Genomic DNA, 24683 nt, shown 5'->3' on the forward strand with positions numbered 1-24683 from the left:
ATCTTGTGGTCTGACCGCGCAAAGCGCTGGACGGGCGCGTCGTGAAACGTATCAGGCGCCCGTCGCGTCAGGCGAGGCGCCCACCCGACTCGCGGAGATAGCACTCGGCGCACATGGACTCGTACGTCACCCGGTCGAGAGCGAGCTCGTCGATCGCGACCTGGTCACCCTCGAACACGAAGCATCCGCCGACCAGGCGGGCGTTGAAGAGCGCCTTCCGCCCGCAGCGACAGATCGTCTTGAGCTCCTCGAGGCTGTGCGCGAGCTCCATCAGCCGAGCGGAACCGGGAAAGGCCCGGGTCTGGAAATCGGTGCGGATGCCGTAGGCGAGCACCGGGACGTTCTCCTCGACGACGGTCCGCAGCAGATCATCGACCTGCTCGGATGTCAGAAACTGCGCTTCGTCGATCAGGAGGCAGGCGACATCCGAACCGGTCTCGGCACGGACGCGCTCACGATGAACGCCGAAGACGGCCCGCAGGTCGTCGTCCGCGCCGACGAGGAAGTCGACGTCGCGCTCGACTCCCAGCCGACTGGCGATCTGCCCCGCGCCCTTGGTGTCGATCTCGGGCTTGGCGAGGAGAACGTGCTGGCCGCGCTCTTCGTAGTTGTAAGCCGCCTGCAGAAGAGCCGTCGACTTGCCGGAGTTCATCGCTCCGTAACGGAAGTAGAGCTTGGCCATGCCCGTCAGGGATTGATCGCGAGCGCTTCGGCGGTCGCCTCGATCGACGCGCGAGCGGCGTCGGCCCGCGGGTTGAGCGGCTGACCGTAGCTCGGGATGAGCTTCTTCAGCTCGGGCTCCCAGCCCGCGATGCGGTCGGGGAAGCACGTCTTGAGCAGCCCGAGCATGATGGATGCCGCCGTCGAAGCGCCCGGCGATGCACCCAGCAGACCGGCGATCGACCCGTCCGCGGAGGTCACGACCTCGGTGCCGAACTGCAGCACGCCGCCCTTCTTCGGGTCCTTCTTCATGACCTGAGCACGCTGGCCGGCCTGGATCAGCTCCCAGTCCTCGTCCTTCGCGGTCGGCATGAAGACACGGAGCGACTCCACCTTCTTGCGGTGGTTCTTCAGCAGCTCGCCGACCAGGTAGGAGATCAGGCTCGGGTTGTCGACCGCGACCTTCAGCATCGGCAGCAGGTTGTGCGGACGCACCTGGGTGACGATGTCGGTGATGCGCCCGTTCTTGAGGAACTTCGGGCTGAAGGTCGCGAACGGACCGAACAGCAGCGACGCCTCGCCGTCGACCACACGCGTGTCGAGGTGGGGAACCGACATCGGCGGGGCGCCGACGGAGGCCTGCGAGTACACCTTGGCCTTGTGCTGCGACACGACGGCGGGGTTGGTGGTCTTGAGGAACTGCCCGCCGATCGGGAAGACGCCGTACCCCTTGATCTCGGGGATGCCCGACTTCTGCAGCAGCTTCAGCGCCCAGCCGCCCGCGCCGACGAAGACGAAGCGCGCGTCGGTGTGGCCGGGGGTCTTGCCGAGGCGATTGCGCCAGAACACCCGCCACGAGCCGTCCTTCTGGCGGCGCAGGGTGCGCACCTCACGGTCGGTGATGACCTCGACGCCCTGCTCCTGCAGGTGCGAGAACAGCTGGCGGGTGAGCGATCCGAAGTCGACATCCGTGCCCGCGGGAACGCGCGTCGCGGCGAACGGCTCGCCCTTGCGGCGCTCCTGCATCAGCAGCGGCGCCCACTGATTGATGACACGCGAGTCCTCGGAGTACTCGATGCCCGCGAAGAGGGGCTGGTCCTTGAGGGCCTCGTAGCGGCGCTTGAGGAAGGCCACGTCCTTCTCACCGCGGACGAAGGTCATGTGAGGCGTCGCGTTGATGAACGTCGAGGGCTCGTCCAGGATGCCGCGCTCGATGAGTGAGGCCCACAGCTGACGGCTCTGCTGGAACTGCTCGTTGATCGTGATCGCCTTGCCGGGGTCGACCGACCCGTCCGGCGCCTCGGGCGTGTAGTTCAGCTCGCAGAGCGCAGCGTGGCCCGTGCCCGCGTTGTTCCACGGGTTCGAGCTCTCCTGCGCCAGATCCGACAGGCGCTCGTGCACCTCGATCTTCCAATCGGGCTGGAGCTGCTTCAGCAGCACACCGAGCGTGGCACTCATGATGCCCCCGCCGATCAGGACGACGTCGACCTTTTCACTCACGATGCACCAGTCTATCCCGGTGGCGGCGCGCGGCATCCCGCCGCCGCCGTGGTCAGGTCAGAGGCGCTCGGCGACGATCTCCGCGATCTGCACGGCGTTCAGCGCGGCGCCCTTGCGCAGGTTGTCGTTGCTGATGAACAGGACGAGCCCCTTGCCCTCGGGCGCGGACTGGTCGGCGCGGATGCGGCCGACGTAGCTCGGGTCGTTGCCGGCGGCCTGCAGGGGCGTCGGCACCTCCTCGAGCACGACGCCGGGCGCCGCGGCGAGGACCTCGCGCGCCCGCTCGGGTGTGATGTCCCGCGCGAACTCAGCGTGGATCGACAGCGAGTGGCCCGTGAAGACCGGAACGCGCACGCAGGTCCCGGCCACCCGCAGGTCGGGCAGCTCGAGGATCTTGCGGCTCTCGTTGCGGAGCTTCTTCTCTTCGTCGGTCTCGTTGTCACCGTCGTCCACGAGGTTGCCGGCGAACGGGATGACATCGAACGCGATCGGGGCGATGTACTTCTCGGGCTGCGGGAAGTCGACCGCCGAGCCGTCGTGCACGAGATCGAGCGTGTGCCCCTGAGCGAGGACCCTCTCCACTTGACCGAGGAGCTCCTCCGCCCCCGCAAGACCCGAGCCCGAGACCGCCTGGTACGTCGAGACGATGAGGCGCTCGAGACCGGCCTCGGTGTCGAGCACCTTCAGCACCGGCATCGCGGCCATCGTGGTGCAGTTCGGGTTCGCGATGATGCCCTTGGGCGGGTTCACGGTCGCGTGGGGGTTGACCTCGCTCACGACGAGCGGGACCTCGGGGTCCATGCGCCAGGCGCTGGAGTTGTCGATGACGACGGCACCAGCCTCCGCGAAGCGCGGGGCGTGCGCGCGCGATCCGGTCGCACCGGCCGAGAAGAGGGCGATGTCGATGCCGGCGGGATCGGCCGTGGCGACATCCTCGACGATGACGTCGTGACCGGCGAACTCGATCGAGGTTCCCGCGGACCGCGCGGTCGCGAACAGGCGCAGCTCGCGGATCGGGAAGTTCCGCTCGACGAGGATCTCGCGCATCACCTTTCCGACCTGGCCGGTGGCGCCGACGACGGCGACGGAGAGTCCGGAATCGGAGATGCGGGTCATAGCTGTTCCTTGCGTGAAGCGGGATCGGGTTTCCGCGATTCTATCGGCGCGGCGATGCCGCCCCGACGCACGTGACAGCCGATGACCACAGGAATCACGCCATCTCGGGGCGGTTCCACTCCCCCGGCACGGCCAGCTCGCCGTACGCGACGTCGACCCCGTCCGCGCCGACCGATGCCGTGCAGACGAGCAGAGACAGGGTCGGGACGCCGTACGGACGGTTGTCGCGGATGATGGCCGCGTCATCGGTCGCGGGGGTGGCCGCGGTGTCCTGGAGCACGTCGAGCCAGGGCTGCAGGCCGTCCGCGCGGTCGAGCTCGGGCGCCGCCGCGGCGAACGCGGCGAGCCAGCGACGGATGCGGGCCGTGCGCGGATCGTCGACGTCGTCGTGGGCGATCATGTGGGTTCCGGGCTCCAGGTCGACCGTGCGCAGGGTCGCGGCATCCCACATCGACACGCGGACCCCCGCGGCCGAGACGTCGACGAGGTTGAAGCCGTGGGTGGGCGGGGCTCCCACCGGAGGGTGTCCGGCGACAGCGTCGAGGACGATGCCGCCGCGCGAGAGGGCCGGCGCGTCGTCGGGCAGCACGTCGGCGCGATTGAGGATGACCGCGAGCCGGCGGGCGGCGGGGTCGGCGGCGAGCCAAGCGCCGCCCGCACGACGGTCGCGCACGCCGATGACGCCGGGATACGCGTCGGGCCACCACGGACCGACCGGATCCCATGCACGCGACGGATCCTCGTCGCGGACGGCCAGCAGCCGAACCGGCCGTCTCGGATCGGCGGGCACCTGGATGACGACGGTGCACATGGGATCACTCGCTCTCGGCACCCGACGGTCGCTCCGCGCACCCGCCCGGGGCCGTGGGAGGATCGGGGGCATGTTCATCGTAGTCGGGGTCACCGGAGGCATCGCCGCCTACAAGAGCGTCCATCTCGTACGGCTGCTCGTGCAGCAGGGGCACGAGGTCCACGTCATCCCGACCGAGGACTCGCTGCGCTTCATCGGCCTGACGACGTGGGAGGCGATCAGCCGCAATCCCGTCACGACCTCGGTGCACGACGACGTGGCCCGTGTGCGGCACGTGGCCCTGGGGCAGAGCGCCGACCTCGTGATCGTCGCGCCCGCGACGGCCAACACGATCGCGTCGATGACGGCGGGACTGGCATCCGATCTGCTCGGCACCACACTCCTCGCCACGACGGCGCCCGTCGTGATCGCCCCGGCGATGCACACCGAGATGTGGCGTCACCCGGCGACCGCCGCCAACGTCGCAACGCTCCGCGAGCGCGGTGTGCTGATCGTCGGGCCCGCGGACGGCCCGTTGACCGGCGGCGACAGCGGCCCGGGCCGCATGTCCGAGCCGGAGGACATCGTCGCCGCGGCCCTCGCGCTCGTGTCTCCGGCACCGGCCGACCTCGACGGCCTGCACGTCGCGGTCTCGACCGGCGGAACGCGAGAACCGCTCGACCCCGTGCGCTTCCTCGGCAACCGGTCGAGCGGTCGCCAAGGGGCGGAGATCGCCCTCGAGGCGGCGCGGCGCGGCGCCTCGGTGATGCTCGTCGCGGCGTCCGTCGACGCCGGCGTCCTCGACGCCGCCGCCGCGCACCCGCGCATCACGATCCGGCATGTCGAGACGGCGGCTGAACTGGGCGAGGCGATGTCGGATGCCGCCGCCGCGGCCGAGGTCGTCATCATGGTCGCGGCCGTCGCCGACTACCGCGCCGCACGGGTGTCGCATCACAAGCTGCGGAAGGAGGACGGTCCGCTCGAGACGATCGAGCTCGTGCCGAACGACGACATCCTCGCGAGGCTCGCCGCCGCTCGCCGCGACGGTCAGACCGTCGTCGGGTTCGCCGCCGAGACCGCCGACGACGACCTGCTCGAGCGCGCTCGGCGCAAGCGCGAGCGCAAGGGCGTCGACCTCCTCGTCGTGAACGAGGTCGGGTGGGACGCCGGTTTCGGTGCGGGCGAGAACGCCGTCGCTGTGATCGGCGAGGGCGGGACGGTCGTCGCCGAGGCCGCGGGCGCGAAGAGCGCCGTCGCGCGTGTGGTCTGGGACGCGATCGTCGCCACCCGCGCCGGGCGCTGACCGGCTCCCCCGGGCGCGCACGAGCGCGATACATCCGCCGGACGCGTGGTGCTCATGAGCACTCGCCGGGCCGGCCAGACGTCACCAGCCCCACCGGTCCGACGGATGTATCGGCATCCGTGGCTGTCAGCGGAGGGCGCGCTCCCGGATGAAGGCCGTGAGCGCGTCGGCGTCGTCGGGCAGGTCGACGACGTGCTGGGGCGCGTCGAGCATGGCCTGCAGCTCGTCGGAGTACGTCAGCTCGACGCCGATGGCCTCGCGGATCGTCTCGGCGAACTTCTCGGGCTTCGCCGTCTCGAGCACGAGCATGATCTCGCCGGACTCGACGTACTCGCGGGCCACCGTGACGCCGTCCGCGGTGTGCGGGTCGATGACCTCGCCCGTCCCCTCGTAGACCTCGCGGATGGTGGCGAGGCGGTCGTCGTGGGTCGAGGTCCCGCTGACGATGCCGAACTCGGCCGTGAAGCGCGCGAGGTCGGCGGAGAAGTCGGCGAAGCCCTGCGTCTCGAGCTCGCGCCAGGCCGCGACGACGCGCTGGGGGTCGCGACCGACCAGCTCGAAGATGAAGCGCTCGAGGTTCGACGCCTTGGAGATGTCCATCGACGGGCTCGAGGTCTGCAGCGTCTGCGCCGCGGAGCGCGGGCGGTAGATCCCCGTGCGGAAGAACTCGTCGAGAACGTTGTTCTCGTTCGCCGCCAGCACGAGTCGGCGGATCGGCAGTCCCATCTCGCGGGCGTAGAACCCGGAGAGGATGTTGCCGAAGTTGCCCGACGGCACCGTGATCGAGACCTCGGCGTGGCCGTCGGCATCGGTGGCTCGCAGCCACGCCCAGAAGTAGTACACGACCTGCGCGGTGATACGGGCGAGGTTGATCGAGTTGACGGCGCCGAGGTGCAGCTCGCGCTTCACCTCGAGGTCGCCGGCCAGCTCCTTGACGAGGTTCTGGCAGTCGTCGAAGACGCCCGCGACGGCGATGTTGTGGATGTTGGGCTCGTCGAGCGAGAACATCTGCGCGCGCTGGAACGGGCTCATGCGCCCCTGCGGCGAGAGCATGAAGACCGCGATGCGCTCCTTGCCTCGCAGCGCGTACTCCGCCGCCGAGCCGGTGTCGCCCGACGTCGCGCCGAGCACGTTGAGCACCGAACCGGTGCGCTCGAGCGCATGCTCGACGACCTGGCCGAGGAACTGCATCGCGAGGTCCTTGAAGGCCAGCGTCGGACCCTCGGAGAGCCCGACGAGCGTCATCCCGCCGCCGATCGGACGCAGCGGCACGACGGCGTCGGGGAACGGCGCGTACGCGGCCTCGGTCATCCGGGCGAGATCGTCGCGCTCGATGTCGGTCGCGAAGAGCGCGAGCACCTCGGTGGCCAGCTGCGGGTAGGTCAGCGCACGCCAGCGCTCGAGAGTCTCGGACGAGACGGCGGGCATCTCCTGCGGCACGGCGAGGCCGCCGTCGGTCGCCAGTCCCTCGAGGAGCGCGTCGCAGTACGGCAGCGGCTCAGCGCCGCCTCGGGTCGAGATGTACAGCACGCGGGCTCCTCCGTGACGGGGTCGGGGACGGCTTTCGATTCTCGCAGGTGCCGCGCCTGCCCGGCGACGGCGGGGTGCCGACGTCCGGAGGTGTCAGCGGCCGGTGCCGGCGTAGACGACGGCCTCGGTGTCGCCGTCGAGCCCGTAAGCGGTGTGCACGACGCGCGCGGCCTCGGCCAGCTCGTCGCCGCGGACCACCACGGAGATGCGGATCTCGGAGGTCGAGATCATCTCGAGGTTGACGCCGGCGTTCGACAGCGCTTCGAAGAGCGTCGCCGAGACACCCGAGTGCGTGCGCATGCCCGCTCCCACGACCGACAGCTTGCCGATCTGGTCGTCGTGCACGAGGCTCTCGAAGCCGACCTCGTTCTGCTCCCCCGCGAGGGCGCGGAGCGCGAGCGTCGCATCCGTCTTGGGCAGCGTGAACGAGATGTCGGTGCGTCCCGTCGCGGCAGCCGAGACGTTCTGGACGATCATGTCGACGTTCGCACCCGACTTCGCCACGATCTTGAAGATCTCGGCGGCCTTGCCCGGGACGTCGGGGACGCCGATGACGGTGATCTTGGCCTGGCTGAGGTCGGTGGCGACGCCCGCGACGATCGGCTCTTCCATCTCTTCTTCCTTTCGGCCTTCGGGCAGCGTCATCCCGGGACCGAGCACGAACGTGCCGGTTCCCGAGCTGAACGTCGACCGGGCGTTGATCATGACGCCGTGACGGCGGGCGTACTCCACCGCACGGATGTAGAGGACCTTGGCGCCGTTCGCGGCGAGCTCGAGCATCTCCTCCGCCGAGACGACGCCGAGCTTGCGGGCCTTGGGCACGACGCGCGGGTCGGCGGTGTAGATGCCGTCGACGTCGCTGTAGATCTCGCAGACGTCGGCCGAGAGCGCCGCGGCGAGCGCCACGGCGGTCGTGTCGGAGCCGCCGCGACCGAGCGTCGTGATGTCGCGGGTGTCGCGGTTGAACCCCTGGAACCCCGCGACGATGACGATCGCTCCCTCGTCGAGGGCCTCGCGCAGGCGCACCGGGGTCACGTCGACGATGCGCGCCGCGCCGTGCGTGGCGTCCGTGATCATGCCCGCCTGGCTGCCGGTGAACGACCGCGCTTCGAAGCCCATCGAGTGGATGGCCATCGCCAGGAGCGCCATAGAGATGCGCTCCCCCGAGCTGAGGAGCATGTCGAGCTCACGGGGAGCCGGGATCGGGGCGACCTCGTTCGCGAGATCGAGCAGCTCGTCGGTCGTGTCGCCCATCGCGCTCACCGCGACGACGACGTCGTGACCGGCGCGACGGGTGTCGACGATGCGCTTCGCGACCCGCTTGATGCTCTCCGCGTCGGCGACGGACGACCCGCCGTACTTCTGCACGATCAATGCCATGTGGGACTCCCGGATGCCGGTGCCGGCGCGATTGCTACGGGCGCCCGGATGCCGCGCCCACCGGACCATCTTACGGAGCGTCCCATGCGCGCAGCGCCATGTGACGACCGCCCGCGGGCGAGCCTCCGGGCGCACGGACCTAGGCTGGGAGGCATGGGACGCCGCTCGCTCTTCACGGCGCTGAACGCGCTCGTCCACACCGCCGATCCGGCCGGCGGCCCGGCGACCGAGATGCTCCCGGTGATCGACGACGCCTTCGCCGTGCGGGTGCTCGATCTGGCGATCAGGCTCGGCGAGACGATGCTCGTGGCGGGCTCGCCCGCCAGCGAAGTGACGCTGACGATCGTGCGGGTCGCGGGTGTGTACGGACTCGACCCCGTGCACGTCGACGTGACCTACAACTCGATCACCGTCGCGCACCATCGCAGCGGTGAGGACCGGCCCATCACCCTGATGCGCGTGGTCCGCGGCGCGGCGCCCGACCATGCGCGTCTGCAGCGGTTGCAAGCGCTCGTGACCGAGATCCGGTCGGGGCTCCCCCTGGATGCCGCGGCCCTGCGCTTCCGCGGCATCCGTCGCACACCGTTCCGGTACCACCAGCCCGTCGCCGTCTCGGCGCAGGCGCTGCTGGCGGTCGGAGTAGCGGTGATGTTCGGCGCGAACTGGCTCGTCATCGTGCTGTCGTTCCTCGCCGCCGGGTCCGCGGCGGTCACGCAGTTCCTGCTGGGCCGGGCACGCGTGCCGTTCTTCTTCAGTCAGATCGCCGGGGCGTTCGTGCTCACGATCGTCGCGGCGGCCTCCCCGCTCCTGCGCGCGACGGGGTGGGAGGCCGCGATGACCATGCGGCCCTCCGTCATCGTCGCGTCCGGAATCGTCCTGATGCTCGCGGGGCTCACGGTCGTGGGCGCGGCGCAGGACGCCATCGACGGATTCGCTCTGACGGCCATGGGCCGCATCCTCGAGTTGGTGACCCAGACCCTCGGCGTCGTGCTCGGCATCCTCGCCGGCATCGAGACCGCCCGGGTCATCGGGCTGGGACTGGAGGCCCCGACGGAGGCGTTGCCGCTCGGACCCGTGCCGCTGCAGTTCCTCGGCGCGGGTCTGATCGCCCTCGCGGTCGCCGTCATCAACGGGGCCGGGCTCCGCATCATCGTCGTCAGCGTCGCGCTCAGCGTCGTCGCGTGGCTCGGGTATGTGGCCGCGGCCTCGCTCGGCTTCGAGACGGCGGCGGCGAGCGGCGTCGGGGCGTTCGTCGGCAGCCTCGTCGGCATCCTCGCCGCCTATCGTCTGCACGTGCCCTCTGTCGCGATCACCACGGCGGCGATCCTGCCCATGGTCCCCGGCGCCGCGGTGTTCCGCGGCCTCCTCGGTGTGGTCGAGTCGGGCGACAGCCCGGCGACCCTGCTCACCGGATTCAGCACGCTCGCGGCAGCCGCGACCGTCGGCATCGCCCTGGCTGTGGGCGCGTCGCTCGGCATCTACCTGGGCCAGCCGCTGCGCGCATCGCTGGGGTCGGTCATCCGTGCTCGCGCCCGGGTGCGCTGAAACCGAGAGAAGCGAAACGGCCGCGTCGCGAGCAGGCGGGGAACCTGCCGCCGACGCGGCCGAGACGAAGCGACGCGGAGATCAGCCGAACAGCGCGGCGGCCTCCTCGTAGCGGTACAGCGGAACCGTGTTGAGCTCGCCGAGGGCCTCGTCGAACGAGACGCGGACGATGTCGGTGCCCTTGAGCGAGACCATCTGGCCCCATGCGCCATCGACGAGGGCATCGGCCGCCGCGAGCCCGAGGCGGGTCGCCAGCACACGGTCGAACGCGGACGGCGAGCCGCCGCGCTGGATGTGACCGAGCACGGTGGCGCGCGTCTCGATGCCGGTCAGGCGCTCGATCTCGGGGGCGAGCACCTCGCTGATGCCACCGAGGCGGGGGCGGTTGAACGCGTCGAGGCCCTTGTCGCTGTAGGCCTCGTCCTGACCCTTCAGCTTGAAGCCCTCCGACACCACCACGAGCGGGGCGCGGCCGCGGTCGAACGCCTTGGTCACCTGCGCCGTGATCTCCTCGATCGACATCGGCACCTCGGGGATGCAGATGACGTGGGCGCCGGCGGCGATGCCGGCGTGCAGGGCGATCCAGCCGACGTGACGGCCCATGACCTCGGCCACCATGCAGCGCTGGTGCGAGTCGCCGGTCGTGCGCAGGCGGTCCATCGCGTCGGTCGCGATGTTGACGGCGGTGTCGAAGCCGAACGAGTAGTCGGTCGCCTTCAGGTCGTTGTCGATCGTCTTGGGCACACCGAGCACGTTGATGCCGTCGTTCGCGAGGCGGTTGGCCGCCGCGAGCGTGCCTTCGCCGCCGATGGCGATGATGCCGTCGATGCGGTGCTTGTCGAGGGTCGCCGCGATGTTCTCGGCGCCGCCACGAGGGCCTTCGTACGGGTTGGTGCGGCTCGTCCCCAGGATGGTTCCGCCGACCTTCGACAGGCCCTTCACCTCGTGGCGCGTGAGGGGGAAGAAGTCGCCGTCCACGACGCCGCGCCAGCCGTCGCGGATGCCGACGAACTCGATGTTGTACGAGGTGGTGCCCTTGAGCACGACGCCTCGGATGACAGCGTTGAGTCCGGGGCAGTCGCCGCCGCTGGTGAGGATGCCGATCTTCATGGGGAGATCCTTCGTTGTTGCTCAGGGTGGAGTGTGGCGACGCTGCCTCAGGTCGAGACTATCGTCGCGGCGCGGGTGCTGCCAGGCGAGCCCACCGGGAGAAGTCGCCCGTTCCCGGGCGGGCGCATCCGGCAGGCTGCTCGAACGAGCTTGGCACGGAAGCGGCGGCTGCGACACGATCGGATGATGCGCAGAATCATCGACCGCCTCACCGCAGCCTTCGGAGGCGCCGAACCCGACTACGTCGCCGAGATCGCGGCGGCCACCGACGACGCGTCCGACGTCGTCCTCGCACACACCCGGTGCTTCCCCGCCGCCTACACCCGCGGCGGCACGGCGGGCGTGATGTCCGTCGAGGGTGTCATCGGCAACGCCGTCCTCTCGGCGGCGCAGAACACGATCGCGGGAGCCCGTCATGTCTCGGGCGACGCGGACTCGATCGCCGCGGGTCTGTCGCGCGACGCCGACCTCCGCATCCTCGTCCTGGGCGAGCACCGCGTCACGTGGTGGGATTTCGGCATGACGGGGACGCACCCGCCGGCGGAGCTCGTGCAGAGCGTCGCACGGGCGGATGTCGCGTCGATCGCGGACACCGGCAAGCGCGCTCAGGGCGGCGCCGTCGTGGTCCGCTTCGCTTTCGTCGACGGTTCGACCTTCGACTACCGCTTCATCCGCCCGTCGGACGAGTTCTTGTTGGTCGCGAAGACCTACCCCGCGGCGCCCTGACGGACGCTGCTCAGTCGGCGCCGAGCGCCTGGCGGAGCAGGTGCATGAGGGCCGACAGCTGCACCGAGTCGCTCGAGGTCGGATCCACCGCCTCTCCGTCGAGGGCACGGGCGGCGAGCCCCTGCTTCGAGTCGATGAGCTCGGCGATCTTCGTGTCGATCGTGTGGGCGGCGATGATCCGCCAGGCGGTGACGGGCTCCTCCTGACCGATGCGGTGCACGCGGTCGATCGCCTGCGTCTGCTCGGCCGCGGTCCACGACAGCTCGGCGAGGACGACGTTGGAGGCGGCCTGCATGTTCACGCCGACACCGGCGGCCGTCAGCGAGCACACCGCGATGGCGACATCCGGGTCGTTGTTGAAGGCGTCGATGGCGTCTTGGCGGGCGGTCGAGCTCTGGTCGCCGCGCAGCGACACGGTCCGCAGCCCGGCGGCCGCGAAGTGGGCCTCCGCGGCATCCATGACGTCGATGTGCTTGGCGAAGAACACGACCTTGCCGACCGAGCGCTGCAGCTGGGCCGCGTAGTCGGCGGCGAGCACGGCTTTGGCCTGGCCGATGCGGCGGACCATCGTGAAGACGTTCTCGGCGCCGGCGCCGGCGGCCTTCGACTCCTCGAGCTCCTGCGTCGCGACGAGGCGCACGATGTCGGAGTCGGCCTCGCCGACGAGCACGCGGTCGCCGCGCGCCTCGATGATGCGGCGGTACCGGGCGGCCAGACGCTCGCCGAGCTCGTGCTCGGCCTGGCGGATCGACCGGCCGTACTCGTCGTCGAGCTGCACGGGCAGGTCGGCGATGAGCTTGTCGGGAAGATCGGCGGCGACGTCCTTCTTCTTCCGGCGCACGATGCCCATCGAGATGACGGCGTCGCGCGCGGCGGGATAGAAGGCCTTGTCGGCGGGCGTGAGGCCGGTCTCGTCCAGACGCTCCATGAGCGCCGGCCCCGGCTTCTCGCCGTTGGTCCAGCCGAGGAACCGCCAGATCGCGTCGAAGTCCTCGACGTCGTTGATCAGCGGCGTTCCCGTCAGCGCGAGCATGAGCGGGTCGCGCACCTGCTCGCGGATGCGGCCCGCGAGGGCGAGCACGTTCTGCGAACGCTGCGAGCTGAGGTTCTTGATGAAGTGCGCCTCGTCGACGACCATGCCGCGCAGGCCGATCGACCCGAGCCACGAGAGGTGACGGTCGAGCACCTCGTAGTTGACGATGAAGACGTCCGCGAACGCGTCGATCTGGTCGCCGTCGCCCGAGATCACGGTCGCGCGGCGCTGGGGCGTCCAGCGCTCGACCTCGCGAGCCCAGTTCATCTTGACGACGTTCGGCACCACCGCCAGCAGCGGATAGGCGCCGGCGACGGATGCCGCGAGCACGGACTGCGCCGTCTTTCCGAGGCCCGGCTCATCGGCGAGCAGGAACGAACGGTGACCGGCTCGCACCGACTCGAGGAACCGCGACTGGTGCGGCATGATCTCGAGGCCCTTGGGCGACAGGCGGTCGAACTCGGGCACGGGAGGCAGGTCCATCGAGGCAGCCGTCCCGCCGGCGCCGGACTCGAACGCCTTGTAGAGCGGCCCCATCAGCTCCCAGCCGTCGAGTCGACGACGCGGGGTGTCGTGCGGGGCGTGCAGCTCGAGATCGGGCGCGAGGAACGGGTTCGCCTCGCGGCGAGCGATGACCTGCGGCGGCGTGACCTGCCGGTCGGCGAGCGCCGGAGGCACGACGGGGGCCTGCACCGGGACGACGTCGGTGATGATCAGCTCGTCCTCGGGCAGCTCGGCACCCGACTCGAGCAGCCAGTCGCGACGCATCCGCTTGGCGACCGGCGACGTCGCCTGGTCGACCTCGAGCAGCTGGATGAGAGAGGTGTCTCGCGCGGCGGTCTTGGCGAGGATGGTGGCGACTCCGTCGAGCCGCTTGAGCAGCTCGGCGCGAGCGGCGGCGGAGACGTTCTCGTCGGCCTTCACCCGCGCGCGCTCTTCGCGCACCAGGAAGGCGATGACCTGGAACTTCACGCGGTTGGTCGGTCCGAGCTTGCCGCGCTGCGCCTTCGCCTCGACCTCGCGCACCTTGCGGGCGAGGATCGGGATCAGCGGGGCGTCGTCGTCGCGTCGGGCGGACGAAGACTTCCGTCGGCGGTTGGCGGTCGCTGCGGCGGTGGCCATGGTCGGCATGCTCCTCCTGAGCCTGAGTGCCGGAGTTCCGTCGTGACGGAAACGTACGGGTGCCGCTCGAACGGACGCCGAAGCGTCATGCGAGCGAAGGGCGAATCGCGCCGGCCGGCCGCGGGCACTCGCTTCAGCGAGCTGCGGCGTCGAACCCGACGATGTCCCCGGCGACCATTCTATGCCACGACCGGCGCGCCCCGCGAGGTGGGCGCGGGGCGCGCCGGTGAGCCGTGTCGGCTACGCGCTCCGGCGCGCGGGTCGCAGCGCCGATCGCAGCCGCAGGCTGTTGAGCACGACGAAGACGCTCGAGAACGCCATGGCGGCCGCGGCGACCATCGGGTTCAGCAGTCCGGCGACGGCGAGCGGAACGGCGGCGACGTTGTACGCGAACGCCCAGAACAGGTTGCCGCGGATGATGCCGAGGGTACGACGGCTGAGTTCGATCGCCTCGGCCACGGCCCGGGGGCTGCCCGCGGTCAGCGTGATGTCGCTGGCGTGCTTTGCGGCATCCGTGCCACCGCCCATCGCGATGCCGAGGTCGGCAGCGGCGAGGGCGGCCGCATCGTTGACGCCGTCGCCGACCATCGCGACGCGCTCCCCCGCGGCCTGGCGGCGTCGCACCTCGTCGAGCTTGCCCTCCGGGCGCACATCGGCGACGACCTCGTCGATGCCGAGCTCGCGGGCGACCGCTGCGGCGGCGCCGGCGTTGTCTCCGGTGACCAGGACCACCGAGGCCCCGGTGCGGTGCAGCCGTGCGACGGCTTCGCGGGCGTCGTGGCGGACTCGGTCGGCGACCGCGATGACCGCTCGGGCGGCGCCGTCCCAGCCGACGGCGACGACGGACGCTCCGGATGCCGCGGCCGCGTGCGCCGCCGCATCGAGCTCGGCGCTCAGCGCACCCAGGCGCTGGGCGACGAAGGCCACGCTCCCCGCGGTGACCTCGCGTCCCTCGACGGACCCGCTGACGCCGCCGCCGGCAACCCCCGTGAACCCCGTCACCGGAGGGACGGCGCCCGCTGCTGCCACGATCGCGCGAGCGATCGGGTGCTCGGAGGCCGACTCGACGGCGCCGGCCGCCCGCAACGCCTCGTCGCGGTCGATCCCGGCCGCGGTGACGACCGAGGCCACCGACATCCGGCCCTCGGTGAGGGTGCCGGTCTTGTCCATGAGCACGACATCGATGCGCTCGGCCGCTTCGAGGGCCTCGGGACCGGTGATGAGGATCCCGAGCTCGGCACCGCGACCGGTGCCGACGAGAACGGCGATGGGCGTCGCGAGCCCGAGCGCGCAGGGGCAGGCGATGATGAGCACCGCGACGGCGGCCGTGAAGCCCGAGGCCACGGGCGCACCGGCGATGATCCAGCCGACCAGGGTCAGCACGGCCACGACGATGACGACGGGGACGAACACGGCCGAGACGCGGTCGGCGAGGCGCTGCACGCGGCTCTTGCCCGACTGGGCCTCGTCGACCAGACGCGCCAGGTGCGCGAGACGGGTCTCGTCGCCGACCGACGTGGCACGCACGCGCAGGCGTCCGCCCGAGGCGATCGTCCCGCCGGTCACCTCGGAGCCGGGCCCGACATCGACGGGCACGGACTCACCCGTGAGCATGCTCTCGTCGACCGCGGCCGCGCCGTCGACGACGACGCCGTCGGTCGCGACCTTCTCGCCGGGGCGCACCACGAACTCGTCCCCCACGCGGAGCGACTCGATGCCGACGCGGCGACCGTCCGGAAGCTCGACATCGGTGGCTCCGAGCTCGAGCAGGGCGCGCAGGGCGGCCCCTGCGCGCCGGCGCGAGCGCTGCTCGATGTAGCGGCCGAGCAGAATGAGCACGGTGACGGCCGCGGCGACCTCGAAGTAGACGAGCGACGTCGGGTCGTGCACGGGGCCGAACAGCACGACGTCGTGACGGATGCCGATGCGCCCGGCAGAGCCGAACAGCACCGCCCACAGGCTCCACGCGAAGGCTGCGAAGGTGCCGAGCGTGACGAGGGTGTCCATCGTCAGCGCGCCGTGGCGGGCGTTCGCGAACGTCGCGCGGTGGAAGGGCCAGCCCGCCCAGAACACGACCGGCGCGGTGAGGACGAGCGACACCCACTGCCATCCGGGGAACTGCCATGCCGGCACCATCCCGAGCACCACGACGGGCGCCGCGAGCACGATGCCCCAGATCAGCCGGGTGCGCAGGGTCGTCCGGCCCGGCACGTCCTCGACGTCGTGCTGATGCCCCGGATCGTCATGATGCTCCGCCGGATGCTGCACCGAAGAGGGGCGGACCCGAGCGGTGTACCCCGCCTGGCCGACGGCCTCGACGAGGTCGTCGACCGAGACGGCGGCGGGATGCTCGACGCGCGCGGATTCGGTCGCGAGGTTGACCGTCGCGTGGACACCGTCCAGGCGCTGCAGCCGCTTCTCGACCCGGGCGACACAGCTCGCGCACGTCATCCCCTCGATGTCGAGGACGGCGTGGCTGCTCTCCCGCCCGGCGGTGTCCGCGCTCATCAGCGGCGTCCGGTGACGGTGTAACCGGCCTCGGCCACGGCGGCCGAGACGACGTCGTCGTCGGGCGGCTGCACAGCCGTGACGGCGACGGTGCCGGCGTCGACGTCGACGGCGACGTCGGAGACGCCCGGCACGAGCCCGAGCTCGCGAGTCACGGCGGCGGCGCAGTGCCCGCAGGTCATGCCTTCGACGGTGTAGGTCTGAGTCGTCATGATGCTCCTTCTTCGTTCAGGGACGTCAACAGGATACCCCCCTGGGGTATTCCCGTCGATGCCGCGACATCCGGACGGCGTACGCTGAAACCATGTCCACGATCTCCGAGCGCGAGCTCGCCGCGACCCTCGACCACGCCATCCTCAAGCCCGAGCTGACCCGCGAGCAGGTCGACGCCGAGCTCGACATCGCCGCCGAGTGGCGGGTCTTCTCGGTGTGCGTGCGCCCTTCCGACATCCGGCATGCCGTCTCGCGCCTGGAGGGCACCGGTGTCGCGGTCGGTACGGTCATCGGCTTCCCGCACGGCACGACGTCCACGGCGGCGAAGGTCGCCGAGGTCCGGCAGGCTGCCGCCGACGGCGCTTCCGAGTTCGACATGGTCGTCAACATCGCCGCGCTGCGTTCGGGCTTCGATGACGTCGTCGTCGACGACATCCGTGCCGTGGTCGAGGCGGCCGAGGGCAAGATCGTCAAGGTCATCCTCGAGACCAGCCTCCTCGACGACGAGCAGATCGCCCGCGGCAGCCGCCTGACCGAGGCCGGCGGCGCCGACTTCGTCAAGACCTCGACCGGGTTCGCCGGCGGCGGCGCGACCGTGCCCCACGTCCGCCTGATGCGCGAGAACGTCGGCGAGTCCGTTCAGGTCAAGGCCTCCGGAGGCGTGCGGAGCTACGCCGACGCCGTCGCCATGCTCGACGCGGGCGCCACGCGCCTCGGCACGAGCGGCAGCGCGACGATCCTCGGCGAAGCGCGCCGGCTCGAGGCCGGCGGCGAGGCCACCGGCGCCGTCGACGAGTCGTCGTACTGACCGCGCGGGCCACGGCCCGCACCCGCGCGCGAGGCGCTGGCCCTCAGGCGAGGGCCTCGCGCACCCGGACGACGTCGTCGTCCATCTGCTCGATGAGCGCCGGAATGCCCGCGAAGGCGACCATCCCGCGGATGCGGGCGGTGAAACGGACCTCGACGCGGTGACCGTAGAGATCGAGATCGGTCTCGTCGAGCACGTACGCCTCGACCTGTCGCTGCGGCACGTCGTCGAACGTGGGGTTGGTGCCCACCGAGATCGCCGCCGGATACCGGATGACGCTCGCCGGCAGCATCCCGTCGGCACCGGGCATCCCCAGATCGATGAGCCAGCCGGCGTACACGCCGTCGGCCGGGATGAACCCCGCAGCATCGGTCGCGAGGTTCGCGGTCGGGTATCCGAGCTCGCGTCCGCGCTTGAGTCCGTGCACGACCTCGGCCTCGACGGCGTGGGGCCGGCCGAGCAGGCGAGCGGCACCGGCGACATCGCCGGCCGCGAGCAGATCGCGCACCCACGTCGACGAGACCCGCCGGCCGGCGTCGCGGGCGCGGACGTCCGTGACGACATCGACGTCGAAACCGTGCTCGCGTCCGAGTGCGGCCAGCACCTCGGGATCGCCCTCCCCTCCTCGGCCGAAGCGGAAGTCGTCGCCGACGAGGACCCCGACGGCACCGAGCGCGCGGACGAGGATGCTCTCGACGAAGTCACGCGCCGAGAGCGCCGCGAGCTCGGCGTCGAACCGCAGCACGAGGACGGCATCCACCCCGGCCGCCGCGAGGAGTCCGATCTTCTGGTCCAGAGCGACGAGCGGCTCGGGGCACAGCTCCGGACGCAGCAGGCTCAGCGGGTTGCGGTCGAAGGTGACCGCCACGACGCGCGCGCCGCGGGCGGCGGCATCCACCCGGGCCCGGTCGATGACCGCGCGGTGCCCGGAGTGCACGCCGTCGAACTTGCCGATGGCCACGACGCTCGGGCCGAAGTCAGCGGGGACCTCCGCGGGGTCTCGGTACACGGTCACCATGACGATCCCTCCAGGACGGCCGGGCGTTCGCCGCTCTCCGCGGCACCGTTGCGGTGCGACACGAGCCACCAGATCCCCACGAACGGCAGGGCGAGCGGAACCCAGAAGTAACCGAAACCGTAGCCCGACCAGACGGTGGCGTCGTGCGAGAACAGGTCGGGCAGCACGAGGCTGAGCGTGCCGACGACGAGGACCCCCGCCAGCTCGAAGCAGATCGCGACCCACGCGATCGCGTACCAGGTGCGCGAGCCCGACTTCACCAGGGCGACGGTCGCCAGCACGTACACCAGCGCCGCGGCCGCCGAGAGCGAGTACGCGAGCGGTGCGTTCGAGAAGTCCTCGACGATCTGCACGAACGAGCGTCCCGTCGCAGCCAGCGCCATGACGGCGTACACGACCACGAGGACGCGGCCGATGCCGGTCATTCGAGGGCGGGGATGATCCATGACCTCACCAATGATAGGCGGCGGACGGGTGGCTTCAGACGACCTGAACGGTCCAGATGACCTGCATCCGCCACACCATGATCGCGACCGACAGTGCGGCCACCCCGAGGATGACGGTGCTCCAGCGACTGCGTTCGACGAGCGCCCAGAACACGGCCGCGGGCGGCAGCAGCACGGCGGAGACGAGATACACCCAGAACTCCAGGACACTGCCCGACGGGGCGTTCCCCGCGAGCGGAGCGACGATCGCGACGACGATCTGCGCGATCAGGAGCACCTCGACGAGGGCGAGCGACCCGACCGAGAGGTCGCTCGGGCGGCGGTTCGCGAGGCCGAGGACGATGCAGAGCAGGCCCGCGGCGACCGCCACCGCCACCTGCACGATGGTGAATACCGTGATCATGCGTCCTCCGCCATGTTCATGAGGCTCTTGACGTCGTCACCGCGACGCTCGACGATGCCGACGAGTCGCCCGTCGGGATCGATCGCCGCCGGATGCGGTGCCGACAGGCGCGCCGCCGCTCCGACGAGACGCTTGCCGTGGCGCAGGTCGCGCGCCTCGTCGGCGGTCACCTCGAAGGCGCCGAGCACCGCGGCCGCGACATCCGCGTCGCGCAGCAGTGCCGTCTCGGGGGTGATCTCGGTTTCGGCATCCGAGACCTCGAAAGGTCCGATGCGGGTGCGGCGCAGGGCCGTGAGGTGTCCCCCGACGCCGAGGTCGGCACCGAGATCGCGGGCCAGCGCCCGGATGTACGTACCGCTCGTGCAGTCGACGACGACGTCGACGTCGACCACGCGGAAGCCACCCTCGACATCCTCGAGCGCGATCTCGCGCACGTCCCGCACCTCGAATCGCGAGACGGTGACACGACGCGCCTTCAGCTCGACCTCTTCGCCCGCCCGTGCCAGGTCGTACGCCCGCTTGCCGCCGACCTTGATCGCCGACACCCGGCTCGGCACCTGGTCGATCTCGCCGGTGAGCGCCGCGATGCCGCGATCGATGCCGGCGCGGTCGACTGCGGCGAGCGCCTCGACCGTCGCGCGCTGCGTCACGGTGCCGTCGGCGTCGTCGGAATCGGTCGAGACGCCGAGGCGGATCGTCGCCTCGTAGGTCTTGTCGAGCCCGACGATGTAGGTCAGCAGGCGGGTTGCCGGCCCGACGCCGAGGACGAGCAGCCCCGTCGCCATCGGATCCAGCGTGCCGGCGTGACCGATCTTGCGGGTGCCGAGGGCTCGACGGGCACGGGCGACGACGTCATGACTGGTCATTCCGCCCGCCTTGTCGACGAGCAGGATGCCGCGGGGCGCGGTTTCGGGCATGCCTCCCAGCCTACGGTGGCGCCCCGGCGGCCCCGCCCGCGGCGCCGCCCCGACCCGGGGCGCCGGTCGCCCGCGGTCAGTCCAGCGCCAGCTCGACGGTCGCGAACGAGTGCGGCGGCATCGTCACGACGAGCTCGCCGCCCTCGAGGGCGGTCGCGAGGCGCCGCGGCTCGACCCGGTCGGGCACCTCGGCGTCGTTGTAGGTCGTCGCGCTGTCCGCCCCCAGCACCCGCGCACGCACGACGCGGGCGCCGCGTCCGCGGAGATCGATGCGCACCTCGCACTCGTCGTCCGTCGCGAGGTGGGTGAGCGAGATGAGCGCCGAGTCGTCCTTCGTCGAGGCCGACATCGACACCAGCGGCAGCTCTCCCCCGCGCGCCGTCGTCACGGGCGCGTCGAGCACGTGGGCGGCGAGCGCACGGGCGTCCTGGTGGCCCTTGTTCATCTCGAACACGTGGTAGGTCGGGGTGAGGACGAGCTTCTCGCCGTCGGTGAGCACCATCGCCTGCAGGACGTTGACGGTCTGGGCGATGTTGGCCATCGAGATGCGCCGCGCGTAGCGGTGGAAGATGTCGAAGTGGATGCCGGCGACGAGCGCGTCGCGGATCGTGTTCTGCTGGAACAGGAACCCCGGGTTCGTCCCCTTCTCGGCGTTCCACCACGTGCCCCACTCGTCGCAGACGAGGCTCACCCGGTTCTCCGGGTCGTACGAGTCCATGACCGCGACGTGTCCGCGGACGACCCGCTCGAAGTCGCGCGCGTAGGCCATCGTGTCGTAGAACTGCTCGTCGGTGAACGTCGTCGCGTCCTCGCGATTGATGCCCGATCCGGTGTGCGTGTAGTAGTGGAACGAGATCGCCTGGTACGGATGCTTGTCGTACAGGTTCGCGGCGTGCGATTCGACGAGCGTCTTCACGAGCACCCGCGTCCACTCGAAGTCGTCCTCGTTGGCGCCGGCAGCGATGAGCGTCAGCCGATTCTCGCCGTGGTCGTGGCAGTAGGTCGCGTAGCGCCGAGCCTCTTCCGCGTAGAACTCGGGAGACAGGTTGCCGCCGCATCCCCAGGGCTCGTTGCCGATCCCCCAGAACGGCACGCGCCAGGGCTCGTCGCGACCGTTCTCACGGCGCAGGCGCGCCATCGGGCTGTCATCGTCGCGCGTGAGGTACTCGACCCATTCCGACATCTCCTGCACCGTGCCGCTGCCGACGTTCCCGTTGACATACGCCTCGGTGCCGAGCAGGTCGCACAGATCCATGAACTCGTGGGTTCCGAAGTGGTTGCTCTCGACGACGTCGCCCCAGTTGGTGTTGGCGATCTTCGGCCGTTGCTCACGCGGACCGATGCCGTCGCGCCAGTGGTACGTGTCGGCGAAGCATCCGCCGGGCCAGCGCAGGTTCGGGATGTCGAGCGCGCGGAGGGCCTCGACGATATCGGTGCGGATGCCGCGGATGTTGGGGATCGTCGAGTCCTCGCCGACCCAGAAGCCGTCGTAGATGCAGCGTCCGAGATGCTCGGCGAAGTGCCCGTAGATGTGGCGGTTGATGCGATCGCCGACGACATCGAGGTCGATGACCGCACGTGCGGACGAGGTCATGTGGTTCTCCAGTGCTCGTGCTCGGTGAGCGGGACCAGCGGAGGACGCTCCGCGGTCGTGGTCAGCGTGATGCGGCGGCCCTCTCGCGCCGACCGGGTGAGGGCGCTCATGATCTCCAGAACGTGCAGAGCGACCTCCCCGCTCGCGCGCCCCGCGCCGGCGCCGCCGCGCACGACGTCGAGGACGCCGATCCCGCGGCCCGCGCCTCGGTAGCCGGCGCGCGGTGCAATCGCCGTCCACTCCGCTGCGCGCGGCCGGCGCATGGTCACGTCGCCGTCGAAGAAGTTCGGGTCGGGCAGCGTCAGCGACGCGCTCTCGCCGTGCACCTCGATCGGTGCGGCGTGGGTCGCGGCGGCGTCGAAGCTGAAGGTCACCGTCGACAGCGCACCGCCGGCGTGCTCGAGCACCCCCGTGACGTGCGTGTCGATCTCGACGGGGATGCGCTCCCCCGCGCGCGGGCCGGAGCCGATCGTGCGCTCGTCGCGGGACCGCGATGACGCGCCCGACACGTGCACGACGGGTCCCAGCAGGTGGAAGAGCGCCGTCAGGTAATACGGACCCATGTCGTAGAGCGGTCCGCCGCCTTCGCGATAGTAGAAGTCGGGATGCGGATGCCAGGCCTCGTGGCCCGACGACAGCCACGTCGCGACCGCTGCGACCGGTCGGCCGATCTCCCCGGCGTCCACGACCGCTCGCGCGGTCTGCACACCGGATCCCAGCACGGTGTCGGGCGCCCCGCCGACCCACGCGTCGCCTGCGCCCGCCATGACCCCGAGCGCTTCGTCGAAGGTCGCCGCCAGCGGCTTCTCGCCGTAGACGTTCTTGCCCGCGGCGAGCGCCGCGCGCGCGACCTCGCCGTGAGCGGCGGGGATCGTCAGGTTGACCACGGTCTGCACCGCCGGGTCGGCGACGAGGTCGGCGACCGACAAAGCCCGGGCACCCGGGAACCTGTCGGCGACCGAACGGGCGCGGTCGGCGTCGAGGTCGGCCGCCGCCGCGATACGGACGGCGGGGTGGTCGCCCAGCGTCTCCAGATACTGGCCCGAGATGACCCCGAGGCCGACTACACCGATGCCGTGCGGCTCGCCCACAGCATCCCCCTCTCGATGATGGTGCGGACGTTGACGTCGCGCAGGACGACGAGGCTGTGCCCCGGCGTCGCGACGAAGATGCGGCCTTGGCCCCACTCGCGCGTCCAGACGGCGGGCGAGGTGATCGGGCGGTGCCAGGGATGGTACGGCTGCACGGGATGCGTCGTCGTCGCGAGCACGTCGTTGAGGTCGTCGGAGAGCACCCAGTACTGCTCCGTGCGGAGCGTGAAGTCCTCGAGACCGGCCATGATCTCCGATCGGCGCCCCGCCTCGGTGATGTCGACGGTGTAACAGAGGTAGTTGTCGGTCTCGTCGCCGACACGGGCGTCGGGGTGCTTCGCGGGATGCGTCGCGAACTGCCCGCCGATGAGCTGCAGGTAGTCGGAGTTGTCGCGGTACGAGTCGGCGATCCCGCCGTGCCACCCCGCCAGTCCCGTTCCGCGCTCGACCGCGTCGCGGAGGCCGGCGAACGCCTCGCGCGAGATCTTCGACATCGTCACCGACTGCACGATCAGGTCGGTGCGCTCCATCGTCTCCCGGTCGGTGTAGACCTCGTTGTCCTCTTCGATGCGGACCTCGAAGCCGGTCTCCTCGAGGAACGGGACGAAGAGATTGGTGGCCTCGACGGGCTTGTGCCCCTCCCAGCCGCCTCGGACGATGAGCGCCTGTCTCGCGGTCATGAGCTGACCCCTTCCACTCGGATGCTTCTGCTGTCGGATGCCGCGCTCTCCTCGACCGCCGCGAGGACGCGCTGCACCCCGGCGGCTTCCGCGAACGACGGATGCGCGTCGATCTCACCGGCGACGGCGCGGACGAAGTCGACGCTCTGATGCGTGAACAGGTGCTCGTAGCCGAGGCCGTGCCCCGCGGGCCACCAGGCTCCCGCGTAGGGGTGCTCGGGCTCGGTCGCGTCGATGCGGCGGAACCCCTGCTCACCGGCGGGGAGTGTCGCGTCGGCGAAGAGCAGGTCGTTGAGGTGCGAGAAGTCGAAGGCGACGGCCCCGCGGTCGCCGCTGATCTCGATGCGGTTGGCGTTGCGGTGCCCCGTGGCCATGCGTGTCGCCTCGAAGACGCCGAGAGCGCCGTCGGAGAAGGATGCCGTGAACGCCGCGGCATCGTCGACGGTGACCCGCTCGGTCGCGGCCCCGGCTCCGGCCCGGCCGCCGAGCCCGACACGCTCGTCGAGGACGGGGCGCTCGTCGACGAAGGTGCGGAGCGTGCCCGAGACGCTCGTGATGCGCGATCCCGTGAGCCACTGGGCCGCATCGATGCTGTGCGCTCCGATGTCGCCGAGAGCGCCCGACCCCGCGCGGTCGCGATCGAGACGCCACGTGAACGGGGCATCCGGGTCGGTCAGCCAGTCCTGCAGGTACTGGGCGCGGACGTGCCGGATGCGGCCGACGCGCCCCTCCTCGATCAGGCGCCGTGCCAGGGCGAGCGCGGGGGTGCGGCGGTAGCTGAAGCCGCACATCGCGACGACCCCGCGGGATGCCGCAGCGGTGGCGGCATCCGTCATCCGGTCGGCGTCGGCGACGTCGTTGGCCAGCGGCTTCTCGCACAGCACGTGACGGCCGGCGGCGAGGGCGGCGAGCGCGATCTCGGCGTGGGTGTCGCCGGGGGTGCAGATGTCGACGGCGTCGATGTCGTCCCGTGCGACGACGGCGCGCCAGTCGTCGCTCGACTCGGCGATGCCGAACCGCGACGCGGCGTCGGCCGCACGCTGCGCGTCGCTGCCCACGAGCACGACGACCTCGGGCTCGAGCGGCAGATCGAAGAAGCGCGGAGCGGTGCGCCAGGCGTGCGCGTGCATCCGCCCCATGAACCCGGTTCCGATGATCGCGATGCGCAATCGTCCCGACATCCTCGTCTC

Annotated in this window: 22 protein-coding genes; 4 read left to right on the top strand and 18 right to left on the bottom strand. The window is 70.9% G+C overall.

Annotated elements, in window-relative coordinates; genetic code table 11:
- Positions 1-67: 67 nt before the first annotated feature.
- From CI089_RS01550 to CI089_RS01565, 4 genes are all read right to left on the bottom strand, one after another.
- A complete protein-coding gene (locus tag CI089_RS01550; protein WP_094259961.1) occupies positions 68-682 on the bottom strand; it encodes a thymidine kinase in 615 nt (204 codons plus the stop codon).
- Between the two features lie 5 nt (positions 683-687).
- Positions 688-2196: a malate:quinone oxidoreductase gene (locus CI089_RS01555; protein ID WP_179223197.1), complete on the bottom strand. Its 1509-nt coding sequence runs from the start codon at positions 2194-2196 to the stop codon at positions 688-690.
- A gap of 21 nt (positions 2197-2217) precedes the next feature.
- A complete protein-coding gene (locus tag CI089_RS01560; protein WP_094259963.1) occupies positions 2218-3276 on the bottom strand; it encodes an aspartate-semialdehyde dehydrogenase in 1059 nt (352 codons plus the stop codon).
- A 94-nt stretch (positions 3277-3370) separates the two neighbouring features.
- Positions 3371-4087 (bottom strand): NRDE family protein, encoded by a 717-nt coding sequence (locus CI089_RS01565; RefSeq protein WP_094259964.1) that lies wholly within the window; start codon positions 4085-4087, stop codon positions 3371-3373.
- Between the two features lie 70 nt (positions 4088-4157).
- On the opposite strand from CI089_RS01565, the gene coaBC reads away from it, so the two are divergent.
- Entirely contained in the window at positions 4158-5369 is a 1212-nt protein-coding gene (gene coaBC / locus CI089_RS01570) for a bifunctional phosphopantothenoylcysteine decarboxylase/phosphopantothenate--cysteine ligase CoaBC (RefSeq protein WP_094259965.1), read from the top strand.
- 126 nt (positions 5370-5495) lie between these two features.
- Here coaBC and thrC read toward each other — a convergent pair whose 3' ends face one another.
- Complete coding sequence (gene thrC / locus CI089_RS01575) at positions 5496-6899, bottom strand: threonine synthase (protein WP_094259966.1); 1404 nt, start codon at positions 6897-6899, stop codon at positions 5496-5498.
- A gap of 93 nt (positions 6900-6992) precedes the next feature.
- Positions 6993-8279 carry an aspartate kinase gene (locus tag CI089_RS01580; RefSeq protein ID WP_036305893.1) on the bottom strand — a complete coding sequence of 429 codons (1287 nt, stop codon included), beginning with the start codon at positions 8277-8279 and terminating at the stop codon, positions 6993-6995.
- A 153-nt stretch (positions 8280-8432) separates the two neighbouring features.
- On the opposite strand from CI089_RS01580, the gene CI089_RS01585 reads away from it, so the two are divergent.
- Positions 8433-9824 (top strand): threonine/serine ThrE exporter family protein, encoded by a 1392-nt coding sequence (locus tag CI089_RS01585; protein WP_094259967.1) that lies wholly within the window; start codon positions 8433-8435, stop codon positions 9822-9824.
- 81 nt (positions 9825-9905) lie between these two features.
- On the opposite strand, the gene CI089_RS01590 is transcribed toward CI089_RS01585, so the two are convergent.
- Positions 9906-10934, bottom strand: coding sequence for a 6-phosphofructokinase (locus CI089_RS01590; RefSeq protein ID WP_023955073.1), 1029 nt, complete (start codon positions 10932-10934; stop codon positions 9906-9908).
- Between the two features lie 186 nt (positions 10935-11120).
- Here CI089_RS01590 and CI089_RS01595 point away from each other — a divergent pair, with 186 nt between their 5' ends.
- Positions 11121-11660 (top strand): hypothetical protein, encoded by a 540-nt coding sequence (locus tag CI089_RS01595; protein WP_143738844.1) that lies wholly within the window; start codon positions 11121-11123, stop codon positions 11658-11660.
- Positions 11661-11670: 10 nt separating this feature from the next.
- Here the strand turns inward: CI089_RS01595 and CI089_RS01600 are convergent, their stop codons facing one another.
- The 3 genes from CI089_RS01600 to CI089_RS01610 form a co-directional block, all read right to left on the bottom strand.
- On the bottom strand, positions 11671-13824 hold the full coding sequence (locus tag CI089_RS01600; protein WP_094259969.1) for a DEAD/DEAH box helicase: 2154 nt from the start codon (positions 13822-13824) through the stop codon (positions 11671-11673).
- Positions 13825-14055: 231 nt separating this feature from the next.
- Complete coding sequence (locus CI089_RS01605) at positions 14056-16323, bottom strand: heavy metal translocating P-type ATPase (RefSeq protein ID WP_094259970.1); 2268 nt, start codon at positions 16321-16323, stop codon at positions 14056-14058.
- Positions 16323-16535, bottom strand: a complete 213-nt coding sequence (locus tag CI089_RS01610) for a heavy-metal-associated domain-containing protein (protein ID WP_023955083.1) — start codon at positions 16533-16535, stop codon at positions 16323-16325. The genes CI089_RS01605 and CI089_RS01610 overlap by 1 nt, the downstream gene beginning before the upstream one ends.
- Positions 16536-16627: 92 nt before the next feature.
- Here CI089_RS01610 and deoC point away from each other — a divergent pair, with 92 nt between their 5' ends.
- The gene (gene deoC / locus CI089_RS01615; RefSeq protein WP_094259971.1) at positions 16628-17344 is read left to right on the top strand and encodes a deoxyribose-phosphate aldolase; all 717 of its coding nucleotides are present in this window, start codon (positions 16628-16630) and stop codon (positions 17342-17344) included.
- Between the two features lie 43 nt (positions 17345-17387).
- Here deoC and CI089_RS01620 read toward each other — a convergent pair whose 3' ends face one another.
- The 8 genes from CI089_RS01620 to CI089_RS01655 all read right to left on the bottom strand — a co-directional run bounded on the left by CI089_RS01620 (position 17388) and on the right by CI089_RS01655 (position 24674).
- Positions 17388-18359, bottom strand: coding sequence for a bifunctional riboflavin kinase/FAD synthetase (locus tag CI089_RS01620; RefSeq protein ID WP_064955106.1), 972 nt, complete (start codon positions 18357-18359; stop codon positions 17388-17390).
- Positions 18356-18808 carry a hypothetical protein gene (locus CI089_RS01625; RefSeq protein ID WP_094259972.1) on the bottom strand — a complete coding sequence of 151 codons (453 nt, stop codon included), beginning with the start codon at positions 18806-18808 and terminating at the stop codon, positions 18356-18358. Before CI089_RS01625 ends, CI089_RS01620 begins: the two co-directional genes overlap by 4 nt.
- Positions 18809-18842: 34 nt before the next feature.
- Entirely contained in the window at positions 18843-19211 is a 369-nt protein-coding gene (locus CI089_RS01630) for a hypothetical protein (RefSeq protein WP_094259973.1), read from the bottom strand.
- Positions 19208-20128 carry a tRNA pseudouridine(55) synthase TruB gene (gene truB / locus CI089_RS01635; protein ID WP_094259974.1) on the bottom strand — a complete coding sequence of 307 codons (921 nt, stop codon included), beginning with the start codon at positions 20126-20128 and terminating at the stop codon, positions 19208-19210. The genes CI089_RS01630 and truB overlap by 4 nt, the downstream gene beginning before the upstream one ends.
- Positions 20129-20204: 76 nt before the next feature.
- Positions 20205-21722, bottom strand: a complete 1518-nt coding sequence (locus CI089_RS01640) for an alpha-N-arabinofuranosidase (protein WP_094259975.1) — start codon at positions 21720-21722, stop codon at positions 20205-20207.
- A complete protein-coding gene (locus CI089_RS01645; protein ID WP_094259976.1) occupies positions 21719-22813 on the bottom strand; it encodes a Gfo/Idh/MocA family protein in 1095 nt (364 codons plus the stop codon). Before CI089_RS01645 ends, CI089_RS01640 begins: the two co-directional genes overlap by 4 nt.
- A complete protein-coding gene (locus CI089_RS01650; RefSeq protein WP_094259977.1) occupies positions 22786-23493 on the bottom strand; it encodes a ThuA domain-containing protein in 708 nt (235 codons plus the stop codon). Before CI089_RS01650 ends, CI089_RS01645 begins: the two co-directional genes overlap by 28 nt.
- Positions 23490-24674: a Gfo/Idh/MocA family protein gene (locus CI089_RS01655; RefSeq protein WP_094259978.1), complete on the bottom strand. Its 1185-nt coding sequence runs from the start codon at positions 24672-24674 to the stop codon at positions 23490-23492. Before CI089_RS01655 ends, CI089_RS01650 begins: the two co-directional genes overlap by 4 nt.
- Positions 24675-24683: the final 9 nt, after the last annotated feature.

Source organism: Microbacterium sp. Yaish 1, assembly GCF_002245215.1.
GTDB lineage: Bacteria > Actinomycetota > Actinomycetes > Actinomycetales > Microbacteriaceae > Microbacterium.

What these genes read in the sequence shown, in the direction of transcription:
- CI089_RS01550 (WP_094259961.1), bottom strand. Translation starts at nt 682, where the DNA reads ATGGCCAAGCTCTACTTCCGTTACGGAGCGATGAACTCCGGCAAGTCG.
- CI089_RS01555 (WP_179223197.1), bottom strand. Translation starts at nt 2,196, where the DNA reads ATGCCGCGCGCCGCCACCGGGATAGACTGGTGCATCGTGAGTGAAAAG.
- CI089_RS01560 (WP_094259963.1), bottom strand. Translation starts at nt 3,276, where the DNA reads ATGACCCGCATCTCCGATTCCGGACTCTCCGTCGCCGTCGTCGGCGCC.
- CI089_RS01565 (WP_094259964.1), bottom strand. Translation starts at nt 4,087, where the DNA reads ATGTGCACCGTCGTCATCCAGGTGCCCGCCGATCCGAGACGGCCGGTT.
- coaBC (WP_094259965.1), top strand. Translation starts at nt 4,158, where the DNA reads ATGTTCATCGTAGTCGGGGTCACCGGAGGCATCGCCGCCTACAAGAGC.
- CI089_RS01580 (WP_036305893.1), bottom strand. Translation starts at nt 8,279, where the DNA reads ATGGCATTGATCGTGCAGAAGTACGGCGGGTCGTCCGTCGCCGACGCG.
- CI089_RS01585 (WP_094259967.1), top strand. Translation starts at nt 8,433, where the DNA reads ATGGGACGCCGCTCGCTCTTCACGGCGCTGAACGCGCTCGTCCACACC.
- CI089_RS01590 (WP_023955073.1), bottom strand. Translation starts at nt 10,934, where the DNA reads ATGAAGATCGGCATCCTCACCAGCGGCGGCGACTGCCCCGGACTCAAC.
- CI089_RS01595 (WP_143738844.1), top strand. Translation starts at nt 11,121, where the DNA reads ATGCGCAGAATCATCGACCGCCTCACCGCAGCCTTCGGAGGCGCCGAA.
- CI089_RS01600 (WP_094259969.1), bottom strand. Translation starts at nt 13,824, where the DNA reads ATGCCGACCATGGCCACCGCCGCAGCGACCGCCAACCGCCGACGGAAG.
- CI089_RS01605 (WP_094259970.1), bottom strand. Translation starts at nt 16,323, where the DNA reads ATGAGCGCGGACACCGCCGGGCGGGAGAGCAGCCACGCCGTCCTCGAC.
- CI089_RS01610 (WP_023955083.1), bottom strand. Translation starts at nt 16,535, where the DNA reads ATGACGACTCAGACCTACACCGTCGAAGGCATGACCTGCGGGCACTGC.
- deoC (WP_094259971.1), top strand. Translation starts at nt 16,628, where the DNA reads ATGTCCACGATCTCCGAGCGCGAGCTCGCCGCGACCCTCGACCACGCC.
- CI089_RS01625 (WP_094259972.1), bottom strand. Translation starts at nt 18,808, where the DNA reads ATGGATCATCCCCGCCCTCGAATGACCGGCATCGGCCGCGTCCTCGTG.
- CI089_RS01630 (WP_094259973.1), bottom strand. Translation starts at nt 19,211, where the DNA reads ATGATCACGGTATTCACCATCGTGCAGGTGGCGGTGGCGGTCGCCGCG.
- truB (WP_094259974.1), bottom strand. Translation starts at nt 20,128, where the DNA reads ATGCCCGAAACCGCGCCCCGCGGCATCCTGCTCGTCGACAAGGCGGGC.
- CI089_RS01640 (WP_094259975.1), bottom strand. Translation starts at nt 21,722, where the DNA reads ATGACCTCGTCCGCACGTGCGGTCATCGACCTCGATGTCGTCGGCGAT.
- CI089_RS01650 (WP_094259977.1), bottom strand. Translation starts at nt 23,493, where the DNA reads ATGACCGCGAGACAGGCGCTCATCGTCCGAGGCGGCTGGGAGGGGCAC.
- CI089_RS01655 (WP_094259978.1), bottom strand. Translation starts at nt 24,674, where the DNA reads ATGTCGGGACGATTGCGCATCGCGATCATCGGAACCGGGTTCATGGGG.